Genomic DNA, 23,356 nt, shown 5'->3' with positions numbered 1-23,356 from the left:
CGGGGTGTTTCGCGCGGCCCTTACAACAGCTGATCTACCGCTGCCATGAACGGACCGATCGAGACCGGCTTGGACAGGTAATCGGCCGCCCCGGCATCGCGAATGCGCTCTTCGTCGCCCTTGCCGGCATAGGCAGTGACGGCGAGCACCGGGATCGTTGCCAGAGTAGGATCCTTCTTCATCGCCGCGATCAGCTCGACGCCGGAGATATTGGGCAGCTGGATATCCATGATGGTTAGGTCGGGGCCGAACTCGCGCGCGGACGAGAGCACGTTGTTGCCATCGGCACACGGCAACACCTCGTGCCCCTTGGCCCGCAACACATCGCAGAACAATTTCCGGTTTAGGTCGTTATCCTCGACAACGAGTATTCTCTTTGCCACTGGAGCGGTTCCTTTCGTGCCACTCCTCTAGCCCGCTGCAAGGAGCCTTGCCAATTATTCGCGCACCCTCTTCCCCGGAACACAATCCCGACGACGCAGATGCGCTGGGGCTGAAGGCGCTCGGCTGGGTGCTGACGGAGGATACGCGGGCTGAACGCCTGCTTGCGCTGACGGGCCTGACACCCGATATCCTGCGTGAACGGTTGACCGATCGCACCGTGCTCGCTGCGGTCCTCGATTTTCTAGCCAATCACGAGCCGGACCTGATGCTCGCCGCCGACGCCCTTGGCGTAGAACCGCAGGTCCTGCTCGATGCCCGGGAGCAGCTCACGAAATGAGCCGACCACTTGTGATTTCCGACTGTGACGAAGTGCTGCTGCACATGGTCACTCATTTCCGCGACTTCCTCGATGAAGAGCACGGGATCGACTTCGCGCTCGACAATGGCGATTGGGGCAAGGCGTTGAGCTACCAGGCCAGCGGCGCGCTGGTCGAACCGGTCGATATCTGGAAGTATCTCAACCTGTTCTTCGACCATGAGATGGACCGGCAGGATCCCATTCGCGGCGCGGTGGAATCGATCAATACCATTGCCGAGCAGGCCGACGTGGTGATCCTTACCAACCTGCTCGACGAACGGCGCGACAAGCGGGCCGAGCAGCTACTGCGCTATGGGATTCAAGCCCCGGTCTATACCAACCAGGGGCCCAAGGGCCCGGCGCTGGCGAAGATCCTCGAGGAACGCCAGCCCACCAAAGCGCTGTTCATCGACGACCTGGCCCAGCATCATGGCTCGGCAGCGGAGACCGTTCCGCATGTCACCCGCCTGCACCTGTGCGGAGAACCGGCCATTGCGCCGCATATCGCCTGCGGGGAGAAAGCGGGCCACGCCCACGCCCGCATCGACGAATGGGAGCATGCGCTTCCGTGGATCCTCGAACGCCTGGAGGAATGATCCGATGAGCATCGAAGCCCGCCTGTCCAAACTGGGCATTGTTCTGCCTGAAGCCGCCGCTCCCGTGGCAAGCTATGTCCCGGTGGTGGTGCAGGGCGGTCTTGCCTATGTTTCCGGCCAGGTCTCCTTCGTTGACGGAGTGCTCCTCAAGGGGCGGCTCGGCGAAGACGTTTCGCTCGAAGACGGCATGCGCGCGGCACGCGGCTGTGGGCTGATGATCCTCGCTCAGCTCAAGGCCGCACTCGGCTCGCTCGACCGGGTGGAGCGGGTGGTCAAGCTGGGCGGTTTCGTCAATTCGACGCCCGACTTCACGGACCAGCCCAAGGTCGTCAACGGCGCGTCGGACCTGATGCTGGAAGTGTTCGGCGAGGCCGGCAAGCACGCCCGCGCGGCGGTCGGGGTGCCGTCGCTGCCGCTGGGGGTCGCGGTCGAAGTCGACGCGATCGTTGCGCTGGCGGAGTAACGCCTAGGTGGCAACGCGCCCGGTTCCCGATTGGCTGACGCAGTGGGAATATGCCCATCGTGGGCTGCATGGACCCAGTGTCCCCGAAAATTCATTGGCGGGGACGAAGCTGGCGGTCGAAGCGGGCATGGGGATCGAATGCGATATCCAGCGCAGCGCCGACGACTGGCCGATGGTGTTCCACGATTGGGACTTGCTTCGGCTGACCGGCAAGGACGGTCTGACGGAAGGTGCGACTGGGGTCGAGCTCAAGCAATTGCGCTATCTCGACAGCGATGAAAGCCCGGCGACGCTGGGCGAACTGCTCGCACTGGTGGCCGGGCGCGTGCCCTTGCTGATCGAGATAAAGTCCAAGCGCGGCTATGATGTCGAGCAGACCTGTCGCGAGGTCAGCCGATGTCTGGAGGGCTACTCGGGCAAGCATGCGGTGATGAGTTTCGACCCGCGTGTCGCACGCTGGTTCCGCAGGCATTCGCCGCAAACGGTGGCCGGACTGGTGATGCGCGAGGACGAACACGGCTACACGCAGAAGCGCTGGCAACGGCGGCTGGCCTTCGCCATCGCGAAGCCCGATTTCCTCGCTTACCATATCGCGGCGCTGCCCAATGCTTGGATCGCCGGATTGCGCGCCAAGGGCCTGCCGGTGCTGACCTGGACCGTGAATTCGCCGGAGACCCGGGCGCGGGCTTTGCTCCATGCCGACTCTCTGATTGCGGAAGGTGAGGGCCTGGCGTGAGCGAGACAGCCTTTGTCGCGAGGGTGCTGGGCGGGGTCGGCGAGGTCGAGCCGGCGCATTGGGATGCGCTGGGCGGGGCGGACAATCCCTTCATGTCGCACGCTTTCCTGACCGCGATGGAAGATTCGGGGAGCGTGGGTCCCGGCACGGGCTGGCAGGCCGCGCCGATAGTCATCGGAAGTGATTCCGGTGTGCCGCTGGCGGCGCTCCCCGCTTACCTCAAAGGTCACAGCCAGGGCGAATATGTCTTCGACCACAGTTGGGCCGATGCCTTTCAGCGCGCGGGTGGGAACTATTACCCCAAGCTGCAGATCGCGGCACCTTTCACTCCGGCGACGGGTCCCCGCCTCTTGCTCGCCGACGATGCGCTGGGCGTCCCGCTGCTCCGCGCTGCCGAGCAATTGTGCGAGCAGAACGGGTTTTCCAGCGCGCATGCGACCTTCGTCGATCCCGCCCAGTTGCCGATCTTCGAATCTGCGGGTTGGCTGCTGCGGAGTGATATCCAGTTCCACTGGGAGAACCGCGACTACGGATCGTGGGACGATTTCCTCGATGACCTCGCCAGCCGCAAGCGCCGCGCCCTGCGCAAGGAACGCAAGAAAGCGCAGGAGCAGGTCGAGATCCGCCACCTTACTGGCGCTCAGATCACCGAAGCGGAATGGGATGCTTTCTGGGTCTTCTACCAGGACACTGGCGCACGAAAATGGGGCACACCCTATTTGACGCGCGAAGCCTTCTCATTGCTGGGAGAGCGAATGGCGGACCAGCTGCTGCTGATCTTCGCCTATGCCGGGGGGAGGCCAATTGCCGGGGCGCTCAATGTGATCGGCAAGGATGCGCTCTACGGCCGCTACTGGGGCTGCACCGAGCACGTGCCCTACCTGCATTTCGAGCTGTGCTACTATCAGGCGATAGATGCCGCGATTGCACGGGGCCTAAAGCGGGTCGAGGCGGGTGCCCAGGGCGGGCACAAGCTGGCACGGGGCTATGCCCCAGCCAAGACATGGTCAGCGCACTGGATCGCCGATCCGGGATTTCGCGAAGCCGTCGCCGATTTCCTCGAACGCGAGCGACATGGGGTCGAAGTCGACCAGAACCATCTCGACCGCAGGACGCCTTTTAGAAAAGGCGGGTAAGACGGTTCAGGCAGCCTTGCGTTCCGCCGCAAGCCAGTCACGTGCGCGACGCTGGGCTTCAGCGATTTCGCGGGCGGTCATTTCGTCGGAGATATCAGCCCGGCACCAAGCGGCTTCCTCATGCCCGCGCGAAGCAGCGAGGTTGAACCACTTATGTGCTTCGATGAGATCATACTGCGCGCCATGGCTGCCGGTCGAATAGATTACGCCCAGATCGAACAACGCTATCGTTTCACCAGCAGCGGCGGCTGCCAGGCATTGTGCGATGACGAGGCTCTCTGCGACCGTTGCCTCGGTTGCCTCGTTGCTGCTTTCGATTGCAGTCAGTTTCATGGCTCTCATTCCCCCTGTTTGAACCGACAGGAGACCCGCCGGCTTGGTGACACAGAGTTCAAGCCGCTTATGGTAAAAACTTGGTTAACCACATTGCGTCTTTTGTTCAGCCGGGTCGCCGGATTGCTGTCTGTTCAGCTCCTGTTCGATCCGGACTCGGCTTTGTATGTGCACATTTGGACATTGAGCCTCATTGCCGCTTGTGCGCCCCCCGCGTGACCCCTATAGGCGCGCTCATCAGGTCGGCTGGACCACCGAAATTTCGGGGTCGGCAGGATGGGCGATCGGACCGGATACTCAGGCTGAGAGGACAACCATGGCCGTAAAGGCACATGAAGACAGCGAGATTCTGAAAGCGGCAAAGAGCAAGCTGGAAGCGGATTATGTCCCCAGCGATGACGAGCCGTATATGAATGAAAAGCAGCAGGATTACTTTCGCATGCTGCTGCTCGAATGGAAGAAATCGATCCATTCTGCAGCCGGTGCGACGCTACAGTCCTTGCAAGATGGCCCTATCCGTGAGCCCGACCTCAACGATCGTGCATCGAGCGAGACCGACTGGGGCATCGAGCTGCGCACACGTGATCGCCAGCGTAAACTGATATCCAAGATCGATTCCGCGCTGCGTCGCATCGACCAGGGCGAATACGGCTACTGCGAAGTGACCGGCGACCCGATCGGGCTGAGGAGGCTCATAGCCCGCCCGGTTGCCACCATGACTGTCGAAGCGCAGGAAGCTCACGAACGCCGCGAGAAAATCTCGCGCGACGACTGAGCGCAACGCACCCAGCACAAAACACGCTTAAACCTTCGTTAGGGTAGTTAGGCTATGCCGGACCACTGGGGAGCCGTCCTGTGAGTGGGAGGGCTAGCTTGAACCGAAGAAGGATTGCGTCGCTCCATGCCTGCCGTCGATACGCGCAATATATCCCGCGACAGCCTGTTCCTGATGGCCGATCTGCGTCTGGAAGGGGCGGATTCGCTTGAACGGGTGAAAGTTCGCAACCTGTCTGCCGGCGGGATGATGGCGGAAGGTTCGGTCCGCGTAATGCGCGGGGCACGCCTGTCGGTCAAACTGCGCAATATCGAATGGGTCGATGGCAGCGTGGCATGGGTTCAGGATAACCGCTTCGGTATTGCCTTTGATCACGAAGTTGATCCGGCGCAGGCCCGCAGCCAGCCGACAAGCCCGGACGAATCGACAACGCCGCGCTTCGTGCGCACCGCCGGTTTCCAGCCCGGCTACGGCGAGCCCGACAAGCTGCGCAAAATCTGATCCTTTTCGCTGACCCAGGACAAGAACGCTGCTAGTTAGCAGCCATGCGCCTGTTTGCCCTGACAATGAGCTGTGCCGGCCTGCTGCTTGCAGGATGTTCATCGCGTGCGGATGAAGGCGCGGTCTCGGTCGCCGTGATCGGCGACAAGGACGATCCATTCGAGAGCGGAAACCGCCTGTCCTATGCCGGCCAGCTCGTGCGCGAGGCTACCAGCGAAGGGCTGGTGGCAATGGACGAAACCGGTGAAGTCGTCCCTGCAATTGCCGAACGCTGGATCGTGACGGAAGACGGGCTCAGCTTCTTCTTTCGTATACGCGGCTCGGACTGGCCCGATGGCGACGAACTTGATGCTGCTTCGGTGAAGGCTTCGCTGGAACGCGCCATCCAATCGCTTGAAGGTACCACGCTGGGCCTCGACCTGCAGAAGATTGACGAGATCCGGGTAATGGCGGATCGGGTCCTTGAGGTGCGCCTCCGTGGACCGATGCCGCAATTCCTCCAAATGCTGGCTCAGCCGGAACTTGGCTTGCGCCTTGACGGCCAGGGCACCGGGCCGATGCGAAGACTCGAAGGCGACGAGCAAATGCGGCTGCAGCCGATCGCTCCGCAGTTTCGGGGCTTGCCGGAGCTTCGGGCCTGGGATGACAATGTCCTCGACGTTGTAATATCGGGCATTCCAGCGCAGCGGGCGGTCGATGCATTCCGCAATGGTGAGCTCGAGATCGTGCTCAACGGTCGTATGTCCAGTTTCCCGTTGGCCGAGACTGGACCGCTTTCCAGTGGCACGTTGCGGCTCGATGCGACCGTCGGACTGTTTGGCCTTTCGTTCCGCAATGCCCGTGGGCTCCTTGCTACTGCGGAGCGGCGCGAAGCTCTGTCTATGGCGATAGACCGGCCGCGCTTGCTGCAAGCCTTCAACCTTGCTGGCTGGGTGCCGACGACCCGTATTGTCGCCCCGGGGCTGCCCGGCGACCGCCGTGCCGCTGGCGAGCGCTGGACCGGCCAGTCTCTGGAGGAACGGCGCGGCGAGGCGAGGAGGCGGATCGCAGAATGGACCAGTTCAGCCGGCACGGCCGCGCGCTTGTCCGTCTCATTGCCACAAGGCCCGGGTTCGAACCTGCTGTTTGAAAAGCTTGCGGAAGATTTCGCCAGCATCGGGGTGACGCTGCAGCGGGCCCAGCCCGGCGAGGCAGCCGACCTGCGCCTGGTTGACCGGCTGGCGCGGTATGCCGGTGCGCGCTGGTTTCTGAACCAGTTCAATTGCGACATTTCGCAACCCGTATGTTCGCCTGATGCAGACGTACTTGTCGACCAGTCGCTGGATGCTCCTACTGCCGATGAAGCGGCCAATCTGCTGGCCGGAGCGGAAGGAGCCATGAATGATGCCGAAGTGTTCATTCCGTTCGGGGCACCGATCCGTTGGTCACTCGTTCGCGGCGGGGTCGGGGGCTTCAGCGAAAACCGCTGGGGTCGTCACCCCTTGTTTCCCTTGGCAATCGCTCCCATATCTTAAGAAAAGGAGTGACTTTTATGAACGACGGGTCTCGATTGGAGCCAATTCGTCCTGCGGGTTCGCAGGGTTCCGGTGCTGGCCAGGGCCCGCGGGTGCAGGTCATGGGGATCGAGGTGCCCACCGGCAGTGATCCCCTCTCCGTGCGCAAACGCATCGAAGCGATGGAATTCGTCCTAGAGCGCAGTTTCAAGGTCCCGGGCACCAATATTCCCGTCGGCCTCGACTCCATCGTTGGGCTCGTACCCGTGGTGGGCGACCTGATCGCGGCCGGCATGGCGGCCTACATCGTGTGGGAAGCCCGCAACCTCGACCTGCCCAGGTGGAAGCTGTGGCGAATGGCCGGCAATATTGCGCTCGATACAGCGGTCGGCACAGTGCCTATCGTCGGCGATGCACTTGACTTCATCTATCGCTCGAACTCGCGCAATCTGAAGATCGTGAAAGATCACCTCGACAAGCATCATCCACGTACGAAGATCATCGAGCAGTAGTTTCCTCCGCAACCACTTCCCGCTAGTGCCTCGTGCATGGCGCAAGACGTTACCTATTCGAGCTATCTCGATCTCGACCGCATCCTCGCGGCGCAGCATCCGTCGTCGGACGCGCATGACGAGATGCTGTTCATCATCGTCCACCAGGCCAGCGAGCTGTGGCTCAAGCTATGCCTGCACGAGCTGTTCGCGGCGCGCGACTGTATCGCGGCAGACAACCTTCGCCCCAGCTTCAAGATGCTCAGCCGCGTGGCGCGGGCGCAAACGCAGCTGATCCAGAGCTGGGATGTGCTCAGCACCATGACACCGCATGATTATTCCGCCATCCGCCCACACCTGGGCCGCTCCAGCGGGTTTCAGTCGCCGCAGTACCGGATGATGGAATTCCTCCTCGGCGGGCGCAACCCTGACATGGTGGTGATGCACGAGAAGACCGGCAACTGGGCCGATCGCCTGCAGGCTGAACTGCAGCAGCCGAGCATCTATGACGAGACGATCCGCCTGCTGGCACGGCGCGGGTTTGCGATTCCCGAGGTTGTGCTTGGGCGCCAACTCGACACGGTGTGGGAACGCTCCGAAGAGGTCGAAGCGGCATGGGCGGAAATCTATCGCGACCCGCAGGCGCATTGGGATCTCTATGAGCTGGCCGAAAAACTGGTCGATCTCGAGTACCATTTCCAGCGCTGGCGCTTCGGGCACCTGAAGACCGTCGAGCGTATCATCGGCTTCAAGCGTGGCACCGGCGGGACGCAGGGCGTACCCTATCTGGAAGGAGTGCTGAAACAGGCCTTCTTTCCCGAGCTGCTGAGCGTGAGAACGGCGATATGAGTTCGTGGAGATCGCAGCGCCGTATCTGGGACATTTCGCAGACCTTGCGACCAGGCCTGCCGGTGTGGCCGGGCGATACCGGCTTCGCGTTCGAGCGGACCTGGCGGATGGACCAAGGCTCGCCAGTCAACGTCGGGCGCATGACCATGAGCACCCATTCGGGCACCCATGGCGACGCGCCGCTGCATTATGCCGAGGACGGGTTGGATGCCGCCAGCATGGAACTCGATCCTTATATCGGCGAATGCCTGGTGGTCGATGCGCGAAGGGCGAACGGCAAGGTCCGCGTGGGCGACCTGCCGCATCTCGCCAGTGCCGACCGGGTGCTGTTCCGCACTTTCGAGGCTTTCCCGCACGATACCTGGGATAGTGATTTCACTGCCATCGACGAAGGCGTGATCCACTGGCTTGCCGAGCAGGGCGTCAAGCTGATCGGCACCGATGCCCCCTCGGTCGATCCGCAGGAATCCAAGACCATGGATGCGCATAAGGCGGTGCTCAAACACGACATGCGCATCCTCGAAGGGCTGGTGCTCGATGGGGTCGAGGAAGGCCGCTACGAGCTGATCGCGCTGCCGCTCAAGATTGCCGGCGGCGACGCCGGTCTGTGCCGGGCGATCCTGCGGGAGTTGCCCGATGTTGAGTAAGGCGCGCGAACTGGATGCGGCGGACCCGCTGGCCGAGTATCGCGAGCGGTTCGACCTGCCCGAGGGCGTCATCTATCTCGACGGCAATTCACTCGGCGCGCTGCCCAAGGCGACGCCAGCGCGGCTAGAGCAGGTCATGCGCGGCGAATGGGGCGACGGGCTAATCCGCAGCTGGAACGACGCGGACTGGATCACCCTGCCGCAACGCGTCGGCGGCAAGATCGCGCCACTGATCGGGGCGCAGCCGCATGAGGTCATCGTCGCAGACAGTGTCTCGGTGAACCTGTTCAAGCTGATCAGCGCGGCGCTCAAGATGCGAAGTGATGGTTCGGGAGGGGGCAGGAAAGTGATCCTCAGCGAACCGGGCAATTTCCCGACCGATCTCTACATGATCCAGGGTCTGGAGGGGCAGGGCCTCGCCACCCAGCGGCTGGCCGAACGCGATGTGATGACCGACGCGCTGGGCGAAGACGTCGCGCTGCTACTGCTGACGCATGTGCACTACAAGTCCGGCGCGATGTTCGATATGGCGGCGCTCACCAAGGCGGCGCATGATGTGGGTGCGCTGGTGCTGTGGGACCTGTCGCATACGGGCGGTGCCTTACCGGTCGATCTGAACGCGTGCGGGGCCGATTTCGCGGTCGGTTGCGGCTATAAATATCTCAACGGTGGCCCCGGTGCCCCGGCCTATGCCTTCGTTGCCGAGCGGCACCATGATGCGCTCGAACAGCCACTTTCCGGCTGGATGGGCCATGCCGCCCCGTTCGACTTTTCCGACGACTATGCGCCCGCTCCGGGTGTCGACCGGCTGCTGTGCGGCACGCCCTCGATCCTTGCCATGAGCGCGCTGGAAGTAGGCGTGGAGCTGATCGCCAAGGTCGGCGTCTCGCGGCTGTGGGCCAAGTCCCGCGCGCTGAGCGAGTTCTTCCGCGAGTGTCTGGCCGACGCAGGCGTCGATCTGCCACTCGTGAGCCCTGACGACCCTATGCAGCGCGGCAGCCAGCTCTCCTTCCGCCACCCGGAAGCCTACGCCCTGTGCCAGGCCCTGATCGCTCGCGGCATCATCGGCGATTTCCGCGCACCCGATATCCTGCGCCTCGGCTTCGCACCGGCATATCTGCGCTTCGAAGATATGGCGCGCACGGCGGAGGAGCTTGCGGATATTCTGGCGACAGAGGCGTGGGATACGCCCGAGTTTAAGCAGCGGGCGGCGGTGACTTAGTCCGATGGCACCCCGATATCTCGCGAACGTGGCTGAAGAGACCGTTCTGAAGGCGATTGAGAGTTTCGATCCCGAAGCTGAAGGCGCCCTCTTGCAGCCTCTCATCGTCATTGATGCCAGCGGGGACGCAGACAACTTCAATGCGACCATCAGCTCGACGCTTGCCGCGATCATCAAAGAAAAGTGGGTGAGCGGAAAGCTAGAATATGTAAGCGGACTAGGGACGCGGGGCAGGGAATATGCCGTTGACCGACTCTACGCGGTTCACGGCGAACTCGACCTCGCCACTAGAGAACTTGCCAAAGAAGCGCTGCAGGATTGGCGTTATCACCGTTACAAGCGGCTTTTCGATTCCGGTGGATCTGACTTTGCATCAGGTATCGGGATTATAAGGCCGGTTTCTGGTGCACGCTTGCACTTTGACCTAGCGATTGCCGCGCTGTTGGCCTGAACCCTAAGCCTCCAGCTCAACATCCCAATACAGCCAATCCCGCCACGTCTCGTGCAAATAGTTCGGCGGGAACTGCTTGCCGTATTGCTGCAGCTGCCAGTGCGTCGGGCGGATTGGCTGGGTGTGCAAGTGCATATGCGCCTCGCGCGGCGTCCTCCCGCCTTTCTTCATGTTGCACGGCGCGCAGGCGGTGGCGATGTTCTCCCACGTCGTCTTGCCGCCCTGGCGGCGGGGGATGACGTGGTCGAAGGTCAGATGCTGAGTACCGCCGCAATACTGGCAGGCGAAGCGGTCGCGCAGGAACAGGTTGAAGCGGGTGAAGGCCGGAAATTCGCTTGGGCGAACATAGTCGCGCAGCGCGATCACGCTGGGGATCTTCATGTCGAGGTTGGGCGAGTGGACCTCGCGGTCATAGGTCTCGATCACGTCGACCCGGTCGAGGAAGATCGCCTTGATCGCGGTCTGCCACGGCCACAGGCTCAGCGGGTAATAGGAGAGCGGGGTGTAGTCCGCATTGAGGACAAGTGAAGGGCAGGAGTCCAGGCTGCGGACCGGATCCCCCTCGGCGCTGCGGAAATGCGCCGCCCGTTCAATCAATTCGGCCTTGAACACTCTTGTTCTCCCCGACTGACATCACAGGAATCATTTACGGCAAAAAGCGTCAACCCCATGACATTTGCGCTATCCACAGCGGGATTTGGCGAGTCGCGCCATTTTCGAAGAATGTGAGTCAAGATGGTCACAACCCGCTTCGCACCCAGTCCCAACGGTTTGCTCCACTGGGGCCATGCCTATTCGGCGATCGTGGCGCATGACCTCGCGCAAGCGGCGGGTGGGCGCTTCCTGCTGCGGATCGAGGATATCGACGGGCCGCGCAGTCGCCCCGAGCTGGCCGATGAATTCCGTCGCGACCTCGAGTGGCTGGGGTTGGAATGGGACGAGGTGCTACCTCAATCGGCGCGGCTGGCAAGCTATCAGCACGCCGCCGAGCAGCTGGCAGCAATGGGCCTGCTCTATCCCTGCACCTGCACCCGGAAAGATATCGAGGCCGCAGGTGCACGGCCGGGCCCCGAGGGACTGGTCTATCCCGGTACCTGCAAGGGCAAATCGGTCGACCCATCGCTTCCGGCAGCCATGCGGCTCGATGTGGTAAAAGCCCTCACGATCACCGGCGCGCTGACCTGGGACGACAATCTGGCAGGTGCTCAAGCCGCCGATCCTCTCACCCTTGGCGATGTCGTGCTGGTGCGCAAAGACTTGCCGGCGAGCTACCACCTGGCGGCAACGCTAGACGATGCCGCCGATGGCGTGACCCTGGTGACGCGCGGGCAGGACCTGTTTCCCGCCACACATGTTCACCGGCTATTGCAGGCGCTGCTGCGCCTGCCGGTCCCACGCTGGCACCACCACGCGTTGTTGCTGGACGAGGCCGGGCAGAAACTCGCCAAGCGACGTGGGTCGAAGGCCCTTGCGGATCATCGCAAGGCAGGTGAAAATGGCACTCAATGGGCCGATCGCCTGCGCATGGACCAATGGCCATGTGGAATATCGCTTGGGAGCACCTAGATACTAGCCATGACCTGGATACTCATCATTGCCCTCGTGATCCTCATGGGCCTCGTGCTCTATTCGCTCGTGCGCGGGATCGTTGCCTTTCTCCAGAGCACCAAGATCGACTTGGAAACCGGGGAAGGCGAAAACGTCACCGAGATGCAGTTGTTGCAGAACAAGATGATGTTCAACCGCATCAAGTACCAGGCGCTCGCCATCGTGGTAGTCGCCATCCTGCTGGCGATTTCGCAGTAGGTGCGCTAGCGGGCTGACCCATGGTCAAGCTCAACAAGATCTACACCCGCACCGGCGATGACGGGACAACGGGGCTCGTCGATGGCTCGCGCCGCGCCAAGCATGATGCGCGGATGACCGCGATCGGTGTTGTCGATGAAGCGAATTCGGCCATAGGCGTTGCGGCGGTCGCGCTCGAAGGCACCGATCACGCCGCTACGCTGTTCCGTATCCAGAACGACCTGTTCGATCTCGGCGCAGATCTCGCTACGCCCGGAGAAGATTTCGAACCGGGTGAAATGACACTTCGCATGGTGCCGCGGCAGACCGCATGGCTTGAGGAGGCCATCGACGCGATGAATGAACGGCTCGAACCGCTGGCCAGCTTCGTCCTGCCGGGTGGTGGCGAGGCAGCAGCGCGCGTCCACGTCGCCCGTGCAACAACCCGCGCAGCCGAACGCGCCGTGGTTGCCTTGGCGGCGGATGAACCCGTCAATCCCGCCGCGCTCTCCTATATCAACCGCCTGTCGGATTTCTTGTTTGTGCTTGCCCGGGTCGCCAATGACGATGGCAAGGCCGATGTTAAGTGGGTTCCTGGTCAAAACAGGTAGGGCGCAAACAGGTAGCCAGCGCGGCCATGGCTCGCTAACAGGCACGCTTTGCTGCAACTGCGAAGAGAAAGCGCATTTCCATGAAGACTATCGGCGTTATCGGCGCGGGCCAGATGGGCTCGGGCATTTCCCAGACGATTGCCCAGAACGCGATGAACGTGCTGCTGGCGGACGTTTCGCTGGAAGTCGCTCAGAAGTCGAAGGCCGGGATCGAAAGGGCGCTCGCCAAGCTGGTTGGGCGCGGCAAGATCGAGATTGCCGACGCGGAAGCGGCTCTCGCCCGGATTACTCCGGTTGCCGACTACGCGCCGATGGCCGAGGCCGAAATGATCATCGAAGCGGCAACCGAGAAGGAAGGCATCAAGCAGGCGATTTTCGAGAAAGCCAGCGAAGTGCTGTCGCAAGGCGCAATCATGGCGTCGAACACCAGCTCGATCCCGATCACGCGCATGGCCAACTACACCAGTGATCCGGAACGGTTTATTGGCCTGCATTTCTTCAACCCGGTCCCGGTGATGGGCCTGATCGAAGTTATTCCGGGACTTGCTACCGCGAAGGACGTCGAAGCGCGTACCGTTGCCTTTGCCGAGGGGCTGGGCAAGCAGGTGGTACTGTCGCAGGACGAACCGGGCTTTGTGGTCAACCGTATCCTGCTGCCGATGATAAACGAAGCGATCTTCGTGCTCGGCCAGTCGACCGCCAGCATCGCCGATATCGACAAGGGCTGCCGGCTCGGCCTCAACCATCCGATGGGGCCACTCGAACTGGCCGATTTCGTCGGGCTCGATACCTGCCTCGACATCATCATGGTGCTCTACAACACCACCGGCGACAGCAAGTACCGCCCGGCGCCGCTGCTGCAGAAATACGTCGAAGCCGGTTGGCTCGGGCGCAAGACCGGCAAGGGGTTCTACGATTATTCGGGCGATGCCCCGGTGCCGACGCGCTAGGGCTTGAGCCTAGACATCGGCAAGATTGCCATCGTTGAGCACCCACAGACCCAGCACCAGCAGCCCGGCACCGGTAGCGACGGCATAGGCGATCCAGCGCAGCTGGCGCTGCCGCGGACGGTCAACGGCATGCTCGCGCATTTTCTCCATCGAGGTGCAGGCGCGGTTGGCTGCACTCAGTGCAATCCAGATCGCCAGCAGGATGAAGCTGGTGGCAATCGCTTTTGCCAGCCACGGTGGCTGCAGTTCGCCGAACAGGGCCCTGAAGCCCAATCCGATGGCGATGGACGCGAAAGCGGTGCGGATCCAGCCGGCGAATGTGCGCTCCACCGCCATGATTGTGCGGTCCTCGGCCATCTCCGTACGATCGACCGCAAGCGCCGTGCTGCGTTCGCCTTGTGCCGCATTGTCGCCTTTGCTGTAGCCGGATTCCGCCACTGTCCCTCCTGATCCATTGAGAAGGTTAAACGGACGAATGCCGGCTTGGGTCCTGGATTCTATTCGGCGGGGCCGCTCGAGCCCGTCTCGACTTCCAGCACTTCGCCTTCAGCAGGATCTTCGATGACCGGTGTTGGGTCGATCCCGGTCGGATCGACAATCAAATCTTCGTCGGATGCGAATTCGAGGTCTTCCGGCGGGGCTGGCTCGGCTTCAGTAGCGACAACCGGAACCGGCTCGCCCGGATTGGACATGGCTTCGGCCTGCTCACGGAAGTCTTCGCCCTGTTGCTCGAACTGGGCGGTCGCACTGGCGATGGCACCATCGGTCTCTTCCGTGCCGACGAGTCCGGCCACGCCGACCAGAGTCAGGCCAACGAAAAACAACGCGCCGCCGCGGCTTTGGAACATGTAGCCCTTCATGAAGAGCAAGCATGGCAGACGGAGGTTAAGTTTCCGTTTGGCTGGCTTCGTTTTTCAATTGGTAAAGTACATCAAGCGCCTCGCGCGGGGACAGTGCATCGATATCGAGTTCGGCAAGTCTGGTACGGAGCGTGTCGCCTGTGCCTTCCTCAACCTCTTCCATCGCTGCGGCGAACAGCGGCAACTCGCCCAGCCCGGCGGCAAGCCCGCCGGTTTCAGCGCGGCCTTTCTCCAGTCGGTCGAGCACGGATTTGGCGCGTTTGACGACATGTGGCGGAACCCCGGCCAGCTTGGCCACGGCAAGGCCATAGCTGCGATCGGCAGCGCCTTCGGACAGCTCATGCAGCAACACCAGCTCGCCCTTCCATTCCTTGGCCCGGACATGGTGTAACGACAGCGCATCGCAGGTCTCGGCCAGCCGTGCCAGCTCGTGATAATGCGTCGCGAACAGGCAACGGCAGCGGATCGTCTCGTGCACCGCTTCGACCACCGCCCAGGCGAGAGCCAGCCCGTCATAGGTGGAGGTGCCGCGCCCGACTTCGTCGAGGATGACGAAGCTGCGCTCGGTCGCCTGCGCCAGGATCGCCGCGGTCTCGACCATCTCGACCATGAAAGTCGAGCGGCCGCGGGCGAGGTTGTCCGACGCGCCGACGCGGCTGAACAGCCGGTCAACGAGGCCGATGGTGGCCGAGGAGGCAGGCACGTAGCACCCGGCCTGCGCCAACAGCACGATCAGCGCATTCTGCCGCAGGAAGGTCGACTTGCCGCCCATGTTGGGGCCGCCAATCAGCCACAGTCGGTCGCTTTCGGCGAGCGCGCAGTCGTTGGGGACGAAGCGTACGCCGGCCTTGTGTAGCGCTGCCTCGACCACCGGATGACGGCCACCGGTGATGGCGAGGCTGTGCTCATCGGTCACAGTCGGGCGGCACCAGTCACCCTCGGCGGCGCGTTCGGCCTGTCCTGCTGCCACATCGATCCGGGCCAGCGCGGCAGCGGTCGCGGCGATGGCTTCGCGGGCGGCGGCAACGGTCGCGACGAGATCCTCGAAATGGGCTTCCTCGGCGGCCAGCGCGCGTCCGCCCGCCTCGCCGATCCGAGTCGCTTCCTCGTGCAGCTGCAGTGAGTTGAAACGCACCGCACCGGCCATGGTCTGGCGGTGAGTGAAGCCGCTGTCGGGTGCCATCAGCGCATCGGCATGCTTGGCGGGCACTTCGATGAAATAGCCGAGCACGCCATTGTGCTTGATCTTGAGCGCGGCGATGCCGGTCTCGCCCTTGTAGCGGGCCTCGAGCGCGGCGATGGCGCGGCGGGCATTGCCGGAGATGCTGCGCAATTCATCCAGCGCCGCGTCGTAACCGGTAGCAATGAAACCGCCCTGGTCACGCGTGGTCGGCGGGGCGGGGACCAATGCGCGCTGCAAGTGATCGACCAGCGCGCCGTGCCCGGCCATCGCCGGCAGCAGTGCCTCGAGCAGCGCCGGACGGTCAGGCTTGCCCGCCAGATGGTCGCGGATGCGCCTCGCCTCGGCCAACCCGTCCCGAACCTGCCCCAGGTCGCGCGGTGAGCCTCTGCCCGCGACGATCCGCCCCAGCGCGCGAACAAGGTCGGGCACGGACCGCATCACTTCGCGCAGGTCGGCGCGCAACAGCGGGTCCTGGTGGAAGAAGGTGACCAGCGCGAGTCGCATTTCGATGGCGTCGCGGCTGGTGAGCGGGGCAGACAGGTCTTCCGCCAGCTGGCGCGCGCCGGCTCCTGTCACGCAGCGATCGACCGCGGCAATCAGGCTTCCCGCGCGCTCGCCCTGTTGCGAGGCGAGGATCTCCAGCGAACTGCGGGTCGCCGCATCCATCGCCAAGCGCGCTTCGCCACTGGAGATGACCGGCGGCAGCAGGAACGGCAGCGTCCCGCGCCCGGCGTGGTCGAGATAGCCGACCAGCCCGCCCGCTGCCGCCAGCATGGCGCGCGAGAAGTCGCCGAAGCCATCGAGCGTGGCGACCTCGTGGATGGCCATGAGCCGGGTCTCGCCTTCGTCGCTGGCGAACTCGGTCCGGGGGCGCAAGGTCGCCTGCTCGGGCGCTTCGGTCCAGCCTTCCGGTGCCACCACCTCGCTCGCACCGAGCCTCGCCAGTGCGGCACCCATGGCTTCGGGCGCGCATTCCTCCAGCTCCATCCGCCCGGTCGAGATGTCGCAATGCGCGATCCCGATCATCCCGCGCACCTCGCACACTGCGGCGAGCACATTGGCGCGGCGTGGTTCGAGCAGCGCGTCCTCGGTCAATGTCCCGGCGGTGACGAAGCGCACGATGTCGCGCTTCACCAGCACCTTGGACACCGGCTTGCCCTCGCGCTTGGCGCGTTCCCGCGCTTCCTCGGGCGTCTCTACCTGCTCGGCAATGGCGACCCGGCACCCGGCCTTGATCAGCCGGGCGAGATAGCCTTCCGCCGCATGCACGGGGACCCCGCACATCGGCACCGGTTCGCCGCTGTCCTTGCCGCGTGCGGTGAGCGCGATGTCGAGGATGCCGCTGGCGACCTTGGCATCGTCGAAGAACAGCTCGAAGAAGTCGCCCATGCGATAGAACAGCAGGCAATCGTCCCCGGCCTCGGCCTTGAGCGCCAGGTATTGTTCCATCATGGGTGTGGACTTGCCCGCCATGCGGCATGCCGTAGCGTCGGGACGAGCGATTCGGGAAGCGAAGCACACCAGCTTTCCCCCTATCGCTGCACGGCTGCATTGGGTATCGGGCGGCCAAAGCAAAGGAGAGCCGCAAGTTGGCCGACGACAAACCGCAAGGTTTCACAACGCGCGAAGCGTTGTTCTATCACGAGACCATCCGCCCGGGTAAGATCGAGATCATCGCCTCCAAGCCGATGGCGACCCAGCGCGACCTCAGCCTGGCCTACTCACCGGGCGTGGCAGCGCCGGTGGAAGCCATTGCCGAAGATCCTTCGACGGCAGCCAAGTATACCGCCCGTTCCAACCTGGTTGCAGTGATTTCCAACGGCACCGCGATCCTCGGACTTGGCAACCTTGGTGCGCTGGCCTCGAAGCCGGTGATGGAAGGCAAGGCGGTGCTGTTCAAGCGCTTCGCCGATGTCGATTCGATCGACCTCGAACTCGACACGGAGGATCCCGAAGCCTTCATCAACGCGGTGGCGCTGATGGAACCGAGCTTTGGCGGCATCAACCTCGAGGACATCGCGGCTCCCGAATGCTTCATCATCGAGCAGGCTCTGCGCGAGAAGATGAACATCCCGGTGATGCACGATGACCAGCACGGTACCGCCATCATCGCTGCAGCCGGGTTGATCAATGCCTGCCACCTGACCGGGCGCGACCTCAGGGACTGCCGCATGGTGGTGAACGGGGCCGGGGCCTCGGCCCTCGCGTGCACCGCGCTGATCAAGGCGCTGGGCATTCCGCACGAGAACGTGATCGTGTGCGATCGCTCGGGCCCGATCTATCCGGGCCGCGACGGGGTCGACCAATGGAAGAGCGCGCATGCCGTGCCGACCGAAGCGCGCAGCCTCGAAGAAGCTCTGGTGGGGGCGGATATCTTCCTCGGCCTCTCCGCCGCCGGCGCGCTCAAACCCGAATGGGTCGCGAAAATGGCTGACAGCCCGATCATCTTCGCCATGGCCAACCCGACGCCGGAGATCATGCCCGACGAAGCCAAGGCGGTGCGGCCCGATGCCATCATCGCTACCGGGCGCAGCGACTTTCCCAACCAGGTCAACAATGTCCTGGGCTTCCCCTTCATCTTCCGCGGCGCGCTCGACGTGCAGGCGACCGCGATCAATGAAGAAATGAAGATTGCCGCCGCCAAGGCCATCGCCGATCTCGCCCGCGAGCGCGTGCCCGATGAAGTCGCTGCCGCCTATGGCATGAACCAGAAGTTCGGCACCGATTACATCATCCCGGCCCCGTTCGACCCGCGCCTGATCGAAGTCGTGTCGTCTGCCGTCGCAAAGGCTGCGATGGACAGCGGCGTGGCGCGTGCGCCGATCGAGGATTTCGACGAATACCGCCTGTCCTTGAAGGCGCGGCTCAACCCGACCACCGCCGCGCTGACCAATGTCTACGAAGTGTGCAAGGCCAATCCCAAGCGGATGGTCTTTGCCGAAGCCGAAGAGGATGTCGTGCTTCGCGCAGCGATCCAGTATCGCGATTTCGGCTATGGCACGCCGATCCTTGTCGGGCGGACCAAGCAGGTGGTCGACCGGCTGCACATGCTGGGTGTGCCCGATCCGGGCAGCTTCGAAATCCAGAACTCGGCAGATTCGTCCTACGTGCCGGAGATGGTCGACTATCTCTACAAGCGGCTGCAACGCAAAGGCTATACCGAGCGCGACGTGCGTCGCATGGTCAACCAGGAACGCAACGTCTTCGCTGCGCTGCTGGTGGCGCTGGGCCATGGCGATGCGATGATCTCGGGCCTCACCCGTACCTTCTCGCAGACCGCGCGCGAAGTGAACCGGGTGCTCGATCCCAAGCCGGGCGCGGTGCCCTTCGGCATCCACATGATGGTGGGCAAGAACCACACCACCTTCCTCGCCGATACCACCATCAACGAACGGCCGAGCGCGGAACTGCTGGCGCATATCGCCAAGGAAACCGCCGCTGTCGCCCGCCGCATGGGGCACGAACCGCGGGTGGCTTTCCTCAGCTATTCGACGTTCGGCAACCCGTCGGGCCAGTGGCTCGGCAATATCCGCGACGCGGTGGCGATCCTCGATGCCGAACAGCCGGGCTTCGAATACGAAGGCGAGATGGCACCCGATGCCGCGCTCAACCCCAAGGTGATGGCGCTCTATCCTTTCAGCCGCCTGTCGGGCCCGGCCAATGTGCTGGTCATGCCCGGCCTGCAATCGGCCAATCTCTCGGCCAAGCTGCTGCGCGAACTCGCCGGCAACGCCACCATCGGACCGATGCTGATCGGGATGGAAAAGCCGGTGCAGATCGCCCCGATGACCGCGATTGCGCCCGATATCCTCACCTTGGCGGTGCTGGCCGCCGCAGGCGTGGTGGGTTAAGGTCATGACCGAAATCACCCGCATTGTCCTCTCCGTCACCGGCAGCGACAAGCCGGGGCTGACCGAAGCGCTCTCGGCCGCGATTTTCGCAGCCGGCGGCAATTGGCAGGAAGGGCATCTGAGCCGACTCGGCGGACTCTATGTCGGCTCCGTGCTGGTCGAGATCGACCCGCTGCGCGTGGCCGAGTTGGAGCAGGAAGTGCGCGGCATAGACGCGCATGGGCTGACTGTCTCGGCCTTGCCGGCAGGCGAGAGCCCGGCGGCCAGTGGCCGCGCCCTGATGTTCGAACTGATCGGGCAGGACCGGCCGGGTATCATCCGCGAAGTGACCCGCATCCTCACAGGGCTCGGCGCCAATATCGAAAGCCTTTCCAGCGGCGAGGAAACCGGCGCGCATGCGGGCGAACGGCTGTTCCGCGCGCATGTCAGCGTGAGCCTGCCCGATGCGGTGAGGCCCGAGGGGGCACAGGAAGCACTGGAGGCAATTTCCAGCGAGATCATGGTCGATTTCACCTTCGCCTGAGCGCGCTAGTCCTCGGCTATATACTCGGACAAATCGACGTAGTGATCGTGCGGCCGCGCCGGATCGACGAGCACGCGCAGCTTCTTGCCCTGCAGCTCTTCGCTCAAGTTGACCCAGATCTGCTCGCTTTCAAAGGCGTCTTTCTTGCCGGTGCCGGGATGGATCGCGGTCGCGACCACGCGCCAGGGGCTGCGACCGTTGACCCGTGTGCTGGTGTCGAGATGGCAGCCTTCGAAATCCGCCATGATCGCCATGCCATGTGCCTTGAGCCGCCGGACGGTGCGCCAGCGACGGACCATGAAGAACAGGATGCCGTAGCCGATGCCACCGAAAGCGAGCGTCATGATCCCGGTGATCAGGATGACCATCCAGCGGTCGGAAAAACTGTCGATCATCGCTCGTTCGGGCGTGTCGGGCATGTAATAGATCGTCACCACATCCCCGCGCGAATGGCTCGGTGGATTGCTCGATGCGGCCGAATAATAGACCTGCCGGTTGCCATCACGGTCGTGGAATTCGACCACCGGGGCATAGGTGCCCCCGCCATCGTCGCTGGGCCGGTACTCGAGGTCGATAACCTTGCCTTCGGTCTGGACTCCGTCATTGACCATGCTCTGTGAAGCAGTCCAGGCGTAGAAGGTGCCATAGGCGAGCCCAGTCCCGACAAGCGCAAACACCAACCCTATCCAGAACATGAAACGCGGCATGATCGTTCCTCCTCCTGCAGGTGTATCGCCTGCGGAGGCGGTTGGAAACTCAGCGTATCCAGCCGTCTTCTCGCTGTTCGCGGCGATCGCGCCGGACTAACCAGCCTCCCAGTAGAACGAAGACGCTGGCAAACAGCGTTGCGAAAACCCACGCAAAACGGGTCCAGAAATTGTCGATGATGGCGTCGCTGGGATCCGCCGGGTCGTAGACGACGTCCACGATGTCGCCCACCTCGTGAGATCGAAGGGCGCTGCCCTGTCTGTTCTCAAAACCGATTTCCTCGCCGGTCGAAGTCCTGAAGACAACCCAGGCATACCAGCTTCGCCCTCCGCTCCGACCGCTGGTTGACTTGCGCTTCATGTAGGTAACCTCACCGCGGGTATGCACCCCCGTAGCCGCTAGCGCATTCACTTCCCAGGTCTTGAAAACGCCGCCGCCTACAAAAACGAGCCCCGCCAGAAGGAAAGCGGCACCGACCAGGCCTTTGCCCCCGATCACGACCTACTTCCGCCGAAACCGGAAGTACCACACCTCATGGCCATAGACCGTGCGGGCCTTGTGCTCGTAGCGCGTCTCCGGCCAGCCGCTGGGGCGCTCCTGCCAGCTTGAAGGGCCTTCGGTGACCCATTCGAAGCTCTCGGTATGGCGGCGCATCACCATCAGCGCGTGGCGCAAATAGATCGGGTGGTCGGTGCCGAAGCGCAGCTCGCCGCCGGCCTTGAGCTTGTCGGCGAACATCTGCACCGGGCCATCGTTCATCATCCGCCGCTTGGCGTGCTTGTTCTTGGGCCAGGGATCGGGGTGGAGCAGGTAGATCATGGTCAGCGCGCCGTCGGGAATGCGCTGCAGCACATCCAGGGCATCGCCCATATGCAAGCGTACGTTGGACAAACGCTGCTCGTCGATATGGGTCAGCGCCTGTGCCACCCCGTTGACGAAAGGCTCGGCCCCGATGAAGCCGTGGTTGGGGAGCAGGTCGGCACGATAGGCCAGATGCTCGCCGCCGCCGAAGCCGATTTCGAAGTGCAGCGGGCAATCCTCGCTGAACAGCGACATTGCCGTCACCGGGCCTTCTTCCGGTACCGCGATCTGCGGCAACAGATTGTCGACGAGGTCTTGTTGCTTCTGGCGCAGCGGCTTGCCCTGGCTGCGGCCATACAGCCGACCCAATGTGGTGGGGTCGCCTTCCTTGAATGCTGACATGCGCCGGAGAGCTAGTCGCGCACTGGCTCTTAGTCCAGCGCGATCGGTTGAAACTGCTGGGCTGAGAGCGGGAATGCCCACCCCTTTTCCGGCGTGACAGCGGTCACGCTTGCCCGGCCATCGATCGACTAGCTTCTGTTTGGAGGAGCGGCACGCACGCCTCGCTCGCAGATGGAGAGACTAGCCATGCCAATCGATACCAATTTCAGGTTTAGCCATGACCACAACCAGCCCCTGGGCGCGGAAGCCCTGAAATCGCTGACCGAAGATGGAACCGACTTCCTCCAGCTGCTGCGTGGACTTGTCGGGAGCGAGCCCGCAGACCAGCCGCGACGAGTGTGGCAAGGGACCGGCTTCAACATGATCTGGCGGCCCAACTTCGGCGGGCAATCGGGAAACACAGCGCATTTCCTGCAATTGAACATGACAGGAGAAACCCTGTCTTTCACCGACATCAGCGGGGACACAGGCATCGCCAACCGCAGCCTGTTCGAGAAGGATATCTTCCTCGGCGGCGCCGCCTATCTGCAGGAAATCGTCGATACATTCGACAACAGCGGGCAGCATTTCGAGCCCGGCGTTTTCAATCTCGTACCGGCCACGACCGACCCGAACGAGCCGGTTACCGTCGTGCGTATGGGCTCGATCCCCCACGGCACCACCATCAATATGCAGGGTATCGCCTTTGAAGTGGTTGAGCCCCGCATCGACCCGGTGTCGATCACGCCGTTTGTCATTGGTGATCCCACCAGCCTTGTACCGTTTCCGGAAGAGGATCTCTCCAATGCCCTGGATTCGCGGACCGACCTTGCCCGTGTGCCGGGGCTCGACCAGGCGCATCTCGACGATCCCAACCAGTTCTTGCGCGACGCTCTCGACGGCCAGACCATCGATCGCACCGTTGTGATCCAGCTGACAACGCGAGCGGCTGACCCGATTCCACCCGAGGTTGGAGGAGGCGTTGCCAACATCGCGTTCCTTGAAGGCACGGAAAACGGCCCCAACGCCGACGTACCATTGGCGCAGTCCACCTTCTGGATCGAGACCGGTACCGATCGCGATGGCTCACCACTTCTCCAGCTTCAATATACGCAGATGGTCCTGCTGGACTTCAACGGGTTGAGCTGGCCGCATGTAACGGTCGCAACCTTGCGACCGCAGGGATAGCGAGGGAGCAACCCTGGTTGTGTCAACGCTGAAAGCAAGACGCCCGGGGCGCGAACCCCGGGCGTATTGGTTAACTGGTT

The 23,356-nt window shown here is 63.0% G+C and carries 29 protein-coding genes; 20 read left to right on the top strand and 9 right to left on the bottom strand.

Features of this window, described 5'->3' with window-relative positions:
• Positions 1-20: 20 nt before the first annotated feature.
• A complete protein-coding gene (locus tag QPW08_RS00245) occupies positions 21-383 on the bottom strand; it encodes a response regulator (RefSeq protein WP_284123721.1) in 363 nt (120 codons plus the stop codon).
• 47 nt (positions 384-430) lie between these two features.
• Here QPW08_RS00245 and QPW08_RS00240 point away from each other — a divergent pair, with 47 nt between their 5' ends.
• Genes QPW08_RS00240 through QPW08_RS00220 form a run of 5 tightly spaced genes read left to right on the top strand, consistent with a single transcriptional unit; the run spans position 431 to position 3,673 of the window.
• Positions 431-721, top strand: a complete 291-nt coding sequence (locus QPW08_RS00240) for a DUF3572 domain-containing protein (protein ID WP_284123720.1) — start codon at positions 431-433, stop codon at positions 719-721.
• Positions 718-1,338: an HAD family hydrolase gene (locus QPW08_RS00235; protein WP_284123719.1), complete on the top strand. Its 621-nt coding sequence runs from the start codon at positions 718-720 to the stop codon at positions 1,336-1,338. Before QPW08_RS00240 ends, QPW08_RS00235 begins: the two co-directional genes overlap by 4 nt.
• Positions 1,339-1,342: 4 nt before the next feature.
• Positions 1,343-1,801: a RidA family protein gene (locus QPW08_RS00230; protein ID WP_284123718.1), complete on the top strand. Its 459-nt coding sequence runs from the start codon at positions 1,343-1,345 to the stop codon at positions 1,799-1,801.
• A 7-nt stretch (positions 1,802-1,808) separates the two neighbouring features.
• A complete protein-coding gene (locus tag QPW08_RS00225) occupies positions 1,809-2,537 on the top strand; it encodes a glycerophosphodiester phosphodiesterase family protein (protein ID WP_284123717.1) in 729 nt (242 codons plus the stop codon).
• The gene (locus QPW08_RS00220; protein ID WP_284123716.1) at positions 2,534-3,673 is read left to right on the top strand and encodes a GNAT family N-acetyltransferase; all 1,140 of its coding nucleotides are present in this window, start codon (positions 2,534-2,536) and stop codon (positions 3,671-3,673) included. Before QPW08_RS00225 ends, QPW08_RS00220 begins: the two co-directional genes overlap by 4 nt.
• Before the next feature lie 6 nt (positions 3,674-3,679).
• Here the strand turns inward: QPW08_RS00220 and QPW08_RS00215 are convergent, their stop codons facing one another.
• Complete coding sequence (locus tag QPW08_RS00215; RefSeq protein ID WP_284123715.1) at positions 3,680-4,006, bottom strand: SEL1-like repeat protein; 327 nt, start codon at positions 4,004-4,006, stop codon at positions 3,680-3,682.
• A 316-nt stretch (positions 4,007-4,322) separates the two neighbouring features.
• Between QPW08_RS00215 and dksA the strand changes: the two genes are divergently transcribed.
• The 8 genes from dksA (at position 4,323) to QPW08_RS00175 (ending at position 10,435) form a co-directional block, all read left to right on the top strand.
• Positions 4,323-4,781, top strand: a complete 459-nt coding sequence (gene dksA, locus QPW08_RS00210) for an RNA polymerase-binding protein DksA (protein WP_284123714.1) — start codon at positions 4,323-4,325, stop codon at positions 4,779-4,781.
• Between the two features lie 126 nt (positions 4,782-4,907).
• Positions 4,908-5,282: a PilZ domain-containing protein gene (locus QPW08_RS00205; RefSeq protein ID WP_284123713.1), complete on the top strand. Its 375-nt coding sequence runs from the start codon at positions 4,908-4,910 to the stop codon at positions 5,280-5,282.
• Positions 5,283-5,347: 65 nt separating this feature from the next.
• On the top strand, positions 5,348-6,796 hold the full coding sequence (locus QPW08_RS00200; RefSeq protein ID WP_284123712.1) for an ABC transporter substrate-binding protein: 1,449 nt from the start codon (positions 5,348-5,350) through the stop codon (positions 6,794-6,796).
• A 101-nt stretch (positions 6,797-6,897) separates the two neighbouring features.
• Positions 6,898-7,287, top strand: a complete 390-nt coding sequence (locus QPW08_RS00195) for a DUF4112 domain-containing protein (protein ID WP_284126257.1) — start codon at positions 6,898-6,900, stop codon at positions 7,285-7,287.
• A 36-nt stretch (positions 7,288-7,323) separates the two neighbouring features.
• Positions 7,324-8,115 carry a tryptophan 2,3-dioxygenase gene (locus tag QPW08_RS00190; protein WP_284123711.1) on the top strand — a complete coding sequence of 264 codons (792 nt, stop codon included), beginning with the start codon at positions 7,324-7,326 and terminating at the stop codon, positions 8,113-8,115.
• The gene (gene kynB / locus QPW08_RS00185; protein WP_284123710.1) at positions 8,112-8,762 is read left to right on the top strand and encodes an arylformamidase; all 651 of its coding nucleotides are present in this window, start codon (positions 8,112-8,114) and stop codon (positions 8,760-8,762) included. The genes QPW08_RS00190 and kynB overlap by 4 nt, the downstream gene beginning before the upstream one ends.
• Positions 8,752-9,984, top strand: a complete 1,233-nt coding sequence (kynU, locus tag QPW08_RS00180; protein WP_284123709.1) for a kynureninase — start codon at positions 8,752-8,754, stop codon at positions 9,982-9,984. The genes kynB and kynU overlap by 11 nt, the downstream gene beginning before the upstream one ends.
• 28 nt (positions 9,985-10,012) lie before the next feature.
• On the top strand, positions 10,013-10,435 hold the full coding sequence (locus QPW08_RS00175; protein WP_284123708.1) for a hypothetical protein: 423 nt from the start codon (positions 10,013-10,015) through the stop codon (positions 10,433-10,435).
• 3 nt (positions 10,436-10,438) lie between these two features.
• Here the strand turns inward: QPW08_RS00175 and QPW08_RS00170 are convergent, their stop codons facing one another.
• Positions 10,439-11,047, bottom strand: coding sequence for an HNH endonuclease (locus QPW08_RS00170; RefSeq protein ID WP_407674537.1), 609 nt, complete (start codon positions 11,045-11,047; stop codon positions 10,439-10,441).
• Positions 11,048-11,170: 123 nt separating this feature from the next.
• Here QPW08_RS00170 and gluQRS point away from each other — a divergent pair, with 123 nt between their 5' ends.
• The 4 genes from gluQRS (at position 11,171) to QPW08_RS00150 (ending at position 13,781) form a co-directional block, all read left to right on the top strand.
• Entirely contained in the window at positions 11,171-12,001 is an 831-nt protein-coding gene (gluQRS, locus tag QPW08_RS00165; RefSeq protein WP_284123707.1) for a tRNA glutamyl-Q(34) synthetase GluQRS, read from the top strand.
• Positions 12,002-12,010: 9 nt separating this feature from the next.
• Positions 12,011-12,241 (top strand): HIG1 domain-containing protein, encoded by a 231-nt coding sequence (locus tag QPW08_RS00160; protein ID WP_284123706.1) that lies wholly within the window; start codon positions 12,011-12,013, stop codon positions 12,239-12,241.
• A 20-nt stretch (positions 12,242-12,261) separates the two neighbouring features.
• On the top strand, positions 12,262-12,831 hold the full coding sequence (locus QPW08_RS00155) for a cob(I)yrinic acid a,c-diamide adenosyltransferase (protein WP_284123705.1): 570 nt from the start codon (positions 12,262-12,264) through the stop codon (positions 12,829-12,831).
• An 80-nt stretch (positions 12,832-12,911) separates the two neighbouring features.
• A complete protein-coding gene (locus QPW08_RS00150) occupies positions 12,912-13,781 on the top strand; it encodes a 3-hydroxyacyl-CoA dehydrogenase NAD-binding domain-containing protein (RefSeq protein WP_284123704.1) in 870 nt (289 codons plus the stop codon).
• A gap of 9 nt (positions 13,782-13,790) precedes the next feature.
• Here QPW08_RS00150 and QPW08_RS00145 read toward each other — a convergent pair whose 3' ends face one another.
• From QPW08_RS00145 to mutS, 3 genes are read right to left on the bottom strand one after another with little or no spacing between them, the layout of a single operon-like run.
• Positions 13,791-14,219 carry a YidH family protein gene (locus QPW08_RS00145; protein ID WP_284123703.1) on the bottom strand — a complete coding sequence of 143 codons (429 nt, stop codon included), beginning with the start codon at positions 14,217-14,219 and terminating at the stop codon, positions 13,791-13,793.
• Positions 14,220-14,278: 59 nt separating this feature from the next.
• Positions 14,279-14,629 (bottom strand): hypothetical protein, encoded by a 351-nt coding sequence (locus tag QPW08_RS00140; protein WP_284123702.1) that lies wholly within the window; start codon positions 14,627-14,629, stop codon positions 14,279-14,281.
• Between the two features lie 37 nt (positions 14,630-14,666).
• Positions 14,667-17,297, bottom strand: a complete 2,631-nt coding sequence (gene mutS / locus QPW08_RS00135; RefSeq protein ID WP_284123701.1) for a DNA mismatch repair protein MutS — start codon at positions 17,295-17,297, stop codon at positions 14,667-14,669.
• Positions 17,298-17,413: 116 nt separating this feature from the next.
• On the opposite strand from mutS, the gene QPW08_RS00130 reads away from it, so the two are divergent.
• Both QPW08_RS00130 and QPW08_RS00125 read left to right on the top strand, forming a co-directional pair.
• Positions 17,414-19,675, top strand: coding sequence for an NADP-dependent malic enzyme (locus tag QPW08_RS00130; RefSeq protein ID WP_284123700.1), 2,262 nt, complete (start codon positions 17,414-17,416; stop codon positions 19,673-19,675).
• Positions 19,676-19,679: 4 nt separating this feature from the next.
• Positions 19,680-20,198 (top strand): glycine cleavage system protein R, encoded by a 519-nt coding sequence (locus tag QPW08_RS00125; RefSeq protein WP_284123699.1) that lies wholly within the window; start codon positions 19,680-19,682, stop codon positions 20,196-20,198.
• 5 nt (positions 20,199-20,203) lie between these two features.
• On the opposite strand, the gene QPW08_RS00120 is transcribed toward QPW08_RS00125, so the two are convergent.
• From QPW08_RS00120 to trmB, 3 genes are read right to left on the bottom strand one after another with little or no spacing between them, the layout of a single operon-like run.
• A complete protein-coding gene (locus QPW08_RS00120; protein ID WP_284123698.1) occupies positions 20,204-20,905 on the bottom strand; it encodes a DUF3592 domain-containing protein in 702 nt (233 codons plus the stop codon).
• A 49-nt stretch (positions 20,906-20,954) separates the two neighbouring features.
• Positions 20,955-21,404 (bottom strand): DUF3592 domain-containing protein, encoded by a 450-nt coding sequence (locus QPW08_RS00115; RefSeq protein ID WP_284123697.1) that lies wholly within the window; start codon positions 21,402-21,404, stop codon positions 20,955-20,957.
• Positions 21,405-21,407: 3 nt separating this feature from the next.
• The gene (trmB, locus tag QPW08_RS00110; RefSeq protein WP_284123696.1) at positions 21,408-22,109 is read right to left on the bottom strand and encodes a tRNA (guanine(46)-N(7))-methyltransferase TrmB; all 702 of its coding nucleotides are present in this window, start codon (positions 22,107-22,109) and stop codon (positions 21,408-21,410) included.
• A 186-nt stretch (positions 22,110-22,295) separates the two neighbouring features.
• Here trmB and QPW08_RS00105 point away from each other — a divergent pair, with 186 nt between their 5' ends.
• A complete protein-coding gene (locus QPW08_RS00105) occupies positions 22,296-23,276 on the top strand; it encodes a heme-binding protein (protein WP_284123695.1) in 981 nt (326 codons plus the stop codon).
• The last annotated feature ends 80 nt before the right edge of the window (positions 23,277-23,356 follow it).

Source organism: Parerythrobacter aestuarii, assembly GCF_030140925.1.
In the GTDB taxonomy this organism is placed as follows: Bacteria; Pseudomonadota; Alphaproteobacteria; order Sphingomonadales; family Sphingomonadaceae; genus Parerythrobacter; species Parerythrobacter aestuarii.
Note: the sequence above shows the minus strand (reverse complement) of the source record. Positions and strands in the feature narration are given on the sequence as shown.